The 5,616-nt window shown below is 33.2% G+C and carries 7 protein-coding genes; 1 reads left to right on the plus strand and 6 read right to left on the minus strand.

What is annotated here, in order from left to right; genetic code table 11:
- Positions 1–499: 499 nt before the first annotated feature.
- Positions 500–751: a DUF6761 family protein gene (locus AC3DU7_RS23410; protein WP_488041702.1), complete on the plus strand. Its 252-nt coding sequence runs from the start codon at positions 500–502 to the stop codon at positions 749–751.
- Positions 752–839: 88 nt separating this feature from the next.
- Here the strand turns inward: AC3DU7_RS23410 and grxD are convergent, their stop codons facing one another.
- From grxD to AC3DU7_RS23440, 6 genes are all read right to left on the minus strand, one after another.
- A complete protein-coding gene (gene grxD, locus AC3DU7_RS23415; RefSeq protein ID WP_488041703.1) occupies positions 840–1,175 on the minus strand; it encodes a Grx4 family monothiol glutaredoxin in 336 nt (111 codons plus the stop codon).
- Between the two features lie 404 nt (positions 1,176–1,579).
- Positions 1,580–1,837: a BolA family protein gene (locus AC3DU7_RS23420; RefSeq protein ID WP_488041704.1), complete on the minus strand. Its 258-nt coding sequence runs from the start codon at positions 1,835–1,837 to the stop codon at positions 1,580–1,582.
- Between the two features lie 44 nt (positions 1,838–1,881).
- Positions 1,882–2,562, minus strand: coding sequence for a hypothetical protein (locus tag AC3DU7_RS23425; protein ID WP_488041705.1), 681 nt, complete (start codon positions 2,560–2,562; stop codon positions 1,882–1,884).
- A 175-nt stretch (positions 2,563–2,737) separates the two neighbouring features.
- Positions 2,738–2,809 (minus strand): hypothetical protein, encoded by a 72-nt coding sequence (locus AC3DU7_RS23430; RefSeq protein ID WP_488041708.1) that lies wholly within the window; start codon positions 2,807–2,809, stop codon positions 2,738–2,740.
- Positions 2,810–3,183: 374 nt separating this feature from the next.
- Positions 3,184–3,861 carry an HAD-IA family hydrolase gene (locus AC3DU7_RS23435; protein ID WP_488041706.1) on the minus strand — a complete coding sequence of 226 codons (678 nt, stop codon included), beginning with the start codon at positions 3,859–3,861 and terminating at the stop codon, positions 3,184–3,186.
- An 891-nt stretch (positions 3,862–4,752) separates the two neighbouring features.
- Positions 4,753–5,298 carry a phosphonate degradation HD-domain oxygenase gene (locus AC3DU7_RS23440; RefSeq protein WP_488041707.1) on the minus strand — a complete coding sequence of 182 codons (546 nt, stop codon included), beginning with the start codon at positions 5,296–5,298 and terminating at the stop codon, positions 4,753–4,755.
- Positions 5,299–5,616 lie beyond the last annotated feature (318 nt).

Genomic DNA, 5,616 nt, shown 5'->3' on the forward strand with positions numbered 1-5,616 from the left:
TGCGCAAACAGGCAGAGGTACTGATAACTGATAACTGATAACTGATAACTGAAATAACATACTCCCGATGCTGAATCAAGGATTACAGACCCGATCTTCTGCAGAGCCAAAATCAAAGTTATTTAGTTTTTTCAAAACTTCAACGTATCACATATTTGATATTTTTGCCAATTCAAGATTTTTGAATTTATTTTGAAAATTAACGGAAAGTACAATAAATATATTGTAGAAATAAGATGGACTGGTAATCAATAGATTTATAAGTGTACTGAAGAGTTGAGGGGTTTCAGAAAATTGTTTTAAAATAAGAGTAGCAAAAAGAATAGTCAAAAAAATGTTCAGCTATAAGTGTTCCTGTAATGTGTAATACCAACTTTACATTTAATTAACACTAATCTAAAAACAAACACTAGAAGTTGCACTAAAAATCAAATTACATTAACCTAAAGACTAGGTTTTAACTGAAAATATAACCATTAATCCTAAAAATAAAAAGCTCATGTTAACTGACGCTCTAACAATTCGTCACTATCAAAAACTCACTGACGCCCTCGTTGAAATGTGGAACCGTGGTTACCGCTATGAGGAGATGCGTATATATTTAGATGGCTACCTAGCATCTTTGAGAATATCAAAAGCGATCGAGCCATTTTTAATTAATAGATTAGAGGAAGAAACAACTCGCTACATATATGACCGTTCAAATTTTGAAATGGCATTACAAACTCAAACTGAAATAGATTATTCCTAAGTTATATCTATCAATAAAGATGAAGGGCATAAAATAATTAAAGACCCTTCATTTTTTAATAATTTTAGAGTGACAAATGCTAAGAGTTTTAGGATGCTAAAGCAATTGCTACCTTTTGCTCTAGTTCTTCTTTATTGTTATTGAACATTTCAATTATCACATCAGAGCCACCGATAAATTCGCCACTAATGTAAACTTGGGGAATTGTTGGCCAGTTAGAATATTCCTTTATCCCTTGACGAATTTCTGGATCTTCTAAAACATCACAGGTTTCATAGGTGGCTCCTAAAATGTTCAATACTTGTACCACATTGTTAGAGAAACCACACTGGGGCATAAGTTTATTACCCTTCATAAAAACCATAATTTTATTCTGAGTAACTAAGTTATCAATTCTGGCTTTTAATTCTGGAGTTAGAGTCATAGCTATTTCCTCAAATAAATAGGTAGATGGTCATCGAAACATTCAGAACTTAGCTAATACCAGCCTATGGCTGATATCTTTACCTTAACTAAATAGCCAAGTGCTGTTTGATTAATGAGTACTATTAATTTGCCTGATATATTGGGGCAAATTATCAGAGTTAAGTGACATCTCCCACACTAAGCTGAGGCTATAGTGTAGGCTTCTCGTTTCGCAGCCCCGGTATTCCGTCGGGCACGCACGAGCTTTAAGGACGGAATGCCCTGCCGCCCTACTTTTATATAGATCGCCACATTCAAGTCGCGGTCTATTACATACCGCAATACGGACAAGAATGAGTTATTTCTAAATTATGGCTAATATAACCAAATAATCCTGTCTACGTTGTAACTCAAAAGCAAAAATTAAGAAGTTTGTCCCACAGTTTCCCATTCTTGAGGAGTATAGGTTTTTAAAGCCAAAGCATGGATAGCTTCTGAAGCCATAGGTTCTTGTACAGCAGCATAAACCATTTGATGTTGTTTAACCCGAGTTTTTCCTTCAAACTGAGACGAAACAACAGTAGCTTGTAAGTGGTCGCCGCCTCCTGTTAAATCTTGGACTTGTACTTGAGCATCTGGCAACTCAGCTTTAATCATTAATTCAACTTCTTCTAGATTCATTAGTTCTTCCCCTGTAAAGTTACTGTTATTCTACATAATTAAAATTAATTAAGAGACTGGGATGGATTGGAAGATTGGTCCTCTCCAGAGGATCTAGGATAGGGAATATCAACAAATCCTAGTTCTAGTAATTGTTGGTAGGCTTTTTTTCCTAGATCGCGAGTGGGTTGCTGAGAGCTAATAATTTGAACAAGTAACGGTACTGCTAATTCAGGTTGGTTTTGCGCTCGGTGGACTAAAGCTAACTGATAAGTGGCCTGGTCTCTCATTTGAGCAGTGTCCAATGCTTTAGTACGTTGGTCATCTGCCAGACGATTATCTATACCAGAAAAACTAGCAGCTAATTGACTATAGAAATTAGACAGTTGGTTAAATATTTGACGAGCTTCTTGAAGTTTCTGACTAGCTAAATCATAATTCTCTGAGGCAATGGCATCGTCAGCTTCACTCATTAAACGTTGTCCTCCCTGAAGACTGAGAAGACTATTTTGTTCATTTAAAGGACGAACATTTTCGGGTTGTGTGGGTTGTATTGGAACTGGAGAAGCAGGAAGGTTTTCTGGATCTGTAGAGTTTTCTGATGGAACTTGAATCGGAATTTCTTGCTCTGCGGAATTTTCAGATTGAGCATTCAGTGGTTGTTGTAAAAGAATGAAAGCTGCCGTAATTAGGAGAGTAAAGCCGAATTTGGAGCGAATTAAAGGAATAGGTTGAGTAAATATCATAATTATTTAGTGAGTTCGTATAAATAAAAAACTATTTTTTAGATATTATCACTGTTTCAAAAATATATGGTTTTCAAGAAGGTTTTAGGTTGTCGGTTGTCGGTTGTAGATTTTAGGTTAATGTTTCCATCTTAAAATGAAAGATTAAACTCTAATCAATTGTGGACACCGCAGTTCAATAATGGATAATGGATAATTGATAATTACCTCTCCCTAAAAGGAAGAGGATTGAATAAAAGGAAAATATTTTCTTGTTTCTCCTTTAAAGAAGAGGCTTAAAGCCTTAATTTTTCGGTAACGATAATGTATTCTTATTTTTTCCTTTATCGGTTTAATACCCCAATGTCTACAGGGTGTCTACAAGTTTTTTTGGAGTTTAAGATACTTTTTCCTTCTTGCCTATCTCCGTAGATAACTAAAGTCTTTTTTCTTCTTCCTTCTTTTTGCCTATCTCCTAGATAACTAAAGTCTTTTTTCTTCTTCCTTCTTCTTGCCTATCTCCTAGATAACTAAAGTCTTTTTTCTTCTTCCTTCTTCTTGCCTATCTCCTAGATAACTAAAGTCTTTTTTCTTCTTCCTTCTTTTTGCCTCTTCCTTCTTGCTTCTTCGCTTCTTCCTTCTTCAAAAGAATGGTGGTAGTTGCCATAATTGGGGTTGAAATTCTGTCAAGGAATTAAGAATTTGATGGGCGGAATAAAATAAGGTTTTATCCATGTCAGGATCGGGTACAACTACTACGGACATTCCTGCTGCTAAGGCAGCTTCCATTCCTGCTAAAGAGTCTTCAAATACTAAACAATTTTTGGGAGAAGCACCTAATTTTTCAGCAGCTATTAAGAAGATATCTGGCGCTGGTTTTCCATGTTTAAGATTAGGGTCATCTCCTACAACAATATGATTAAATAATTGGAACCATTCTTGATGATTTTTTGTTTTTAAATTAAATGGTTCTTTGGAAGAGCTGGTAGCTACAGCTTGAGGTATTTTATTTTGATATAAATGTTGGGTAAGATGAACTGCACCTGGCATTGGTTTTGCTTCAGGAAAGCGTTGATATGTGAGGGTATTTCTTTGTTGAAGATAATCTTCAGGAGTGACAGGTAGTTCTAATATTTCTACAATTGCTTTGGCAGAATCAATTGATTTTCTACCAGTAATTTTGCACTTAGTTTGTTTGTCGAAAATTTTGCCATAACGGCTGGTAACTTCTGAATTTACCTGAGCATGAATTGATTCTGTATCCAGAAGTAAACCGTCTAAGTCATAAATAACATGAGTGATTTTTGGGAAATTATTCATCAGTTTTTTTATAGTTACAATTAATTTGTTATACCGTCTTTACTAGTTTTTGCTATAAATACTTAGGGTATTTTTAGTAGTGAAAGGTTGTTATGGTATAGGCAGTTGGATCAAGATACTCCCACTTTAAGTTTTGCTTGTCTTAACATACCATTAAGGTTGCAGGACTGCCAAAGCTAAAATATAGCGATCGGGAATGATTTATATGAGAATTTTATTGCTTTAATATTTCTCTTTTTTTTCTTTTTCCCTACAATTTCCTTTTTCCCTAAAAATCCAAACTCTATTTTAATTATCTTATTATTAAAGGTGGTTGATTGAAAATAAATCAGCGATAATTAATTTGATTGATAATTTTATTTTTAATAATTAATCTAGGAAAATATAGGTGAAAACTATCATTGTTTTTTTTCCAGATTTACTACCTGTTAATAAATTTAGTGATTGATGTTATATCAAGGGTGAATTTCTTCTTTTCAATTGATTTATCGGAAAATTTATTATTTGGAATTAAACAAAATAAAGCCAGAAAATAGGTTCAAATATAGTTAGGCAGAAGCTTTTATTTCAAAAAGGCATAAATCTTGAATAAGCAAAGGTTATAGCTATTTTTGAGGCATCGATGTAATTCCCTTTTCTAGACTGACTTTAACGCATTTTTTCCACTAAAAAATGTCTAATATTATGGTTAATTAATGAGACTTGATATAATACCAATTACCTCTCAAATAATTAATACAAGTCAATTTTTTTTTTGTGATTGTTAGCTATTTAGCATAAATTATTATCATGTTTAGTTCTCACTTCACTCTCTTAATTACCTATTGTTATTCTAAATAAAATGTAGAAAAAATTTTGATAAATGGTATAAGTACCACTATTCCCTGTTCCCTATTCCCTTGTTTGATAGATTATCTGAGTAAAGTGTTTTAAATCTGGAGTTTTAAAGCCAACAACTTTAGCTTTGTCATCCAAAATTCTTAGTTTTACTGCATCTTTTGCATAGGGTTGATTAATAAATTGAGCAGCAGCATCAGAAGAAAATATTCCTCCTTGTAATTCTAAACTTTGTTTAGAAGCTGATGATAAAGTTGAAAAATATTCAGGTTTTGTTGCACAAAGATAACGTTTAGCTTCAACATGAAGGCGAATGGGTTCTGTTACAGCTTCACCAAATAAATGTTTTAAATATTTAATACTACGATATTCATGATGGTCATTAATACCTTTATTTGCAGCATCTTCTCCCAAGTCGTGAATTAGATGTCCTAAGTCGTGAAATAAGCAAGCTAAAATTAGTTCATTATTGGCTTTTGCAGCTTCTGCTAGAGTAGCACATTGAAGAGCGTGTTCTAGTTGACTAATAGATTCTTGATTATATTGAATATGACCTTTTGAAGAAAGGATTTGAATGATTGTTTTTATGTCGGGTTTCATGTTCGTTGTGTATTCAAGAGTTATGAAAAATAATTAGTTATTAGGAGTTGATTAAACAGATTTACTCTTTACTTGATAATTTTAGTAAAGATTTTACCGTTATTTGATATAGCACTACAAGAATTAGGTACAGAAATTTTTCAAGCCTAAAACCCTTTTACAGTTTTCTATTCCCTAGTATGTAATACTATGGTGTTTTTCTGTGGTCATATATTTTAGTGAAATGAGAACTGTTTTCAGCATTAACTAGATTTCTTTACTAGGGTCATTTCAGTTATCAGTTATCAGTTATCAGTTATCAGTACCTCTAGCTGTTTG

The sequence above is a fragment of the Okeania sp. genome, assembly GCF_983059655.1.

Coding starts and splice junctions, on each gene's coding strand:
- AC3DU7_RS23410 (WP_488041702.1), top strand. CDS start 500: ATGTTAACTGACGCTCTAACAATTCGTCACTATCAAAAACTCACTGAC.
- grxD (WP_488041703.1), bottom strand. CDS start 1,175: ATGACTCTAACTCCAGAATTAAAAGCCAGAATTGATAACTTAGTTACT.
- AC3DU7_RS23420 (WP_488041704.1), bottom strand. CDS start 1,837: ATGAATCTAGAAGAAGTTGAATTAATGATTAAAGCTGAGTTGCCAGAT.
- AC3DU7_RS23425 (WP_488041705.1), bottom strand. CDS start 2,562: ATGATATTTACTCAACCTATTCCTTTAATTCGCTCCAAATTCGGCTTT.
- AC3DU7_RS23435 (WP_488041706.1), bottom strand. CDS start 3,861: ATGAATAATTTCCCAAAAATCACTCATGTTATTTATGACTTAGACGGT.
- AC3DU7_RS23440 (WP_488041707.1), bottom strand. CDS start 5,298: ATGAAACCCGACATAAAAACAATCATTCAAATCCTTTCTTCAAAAGGT.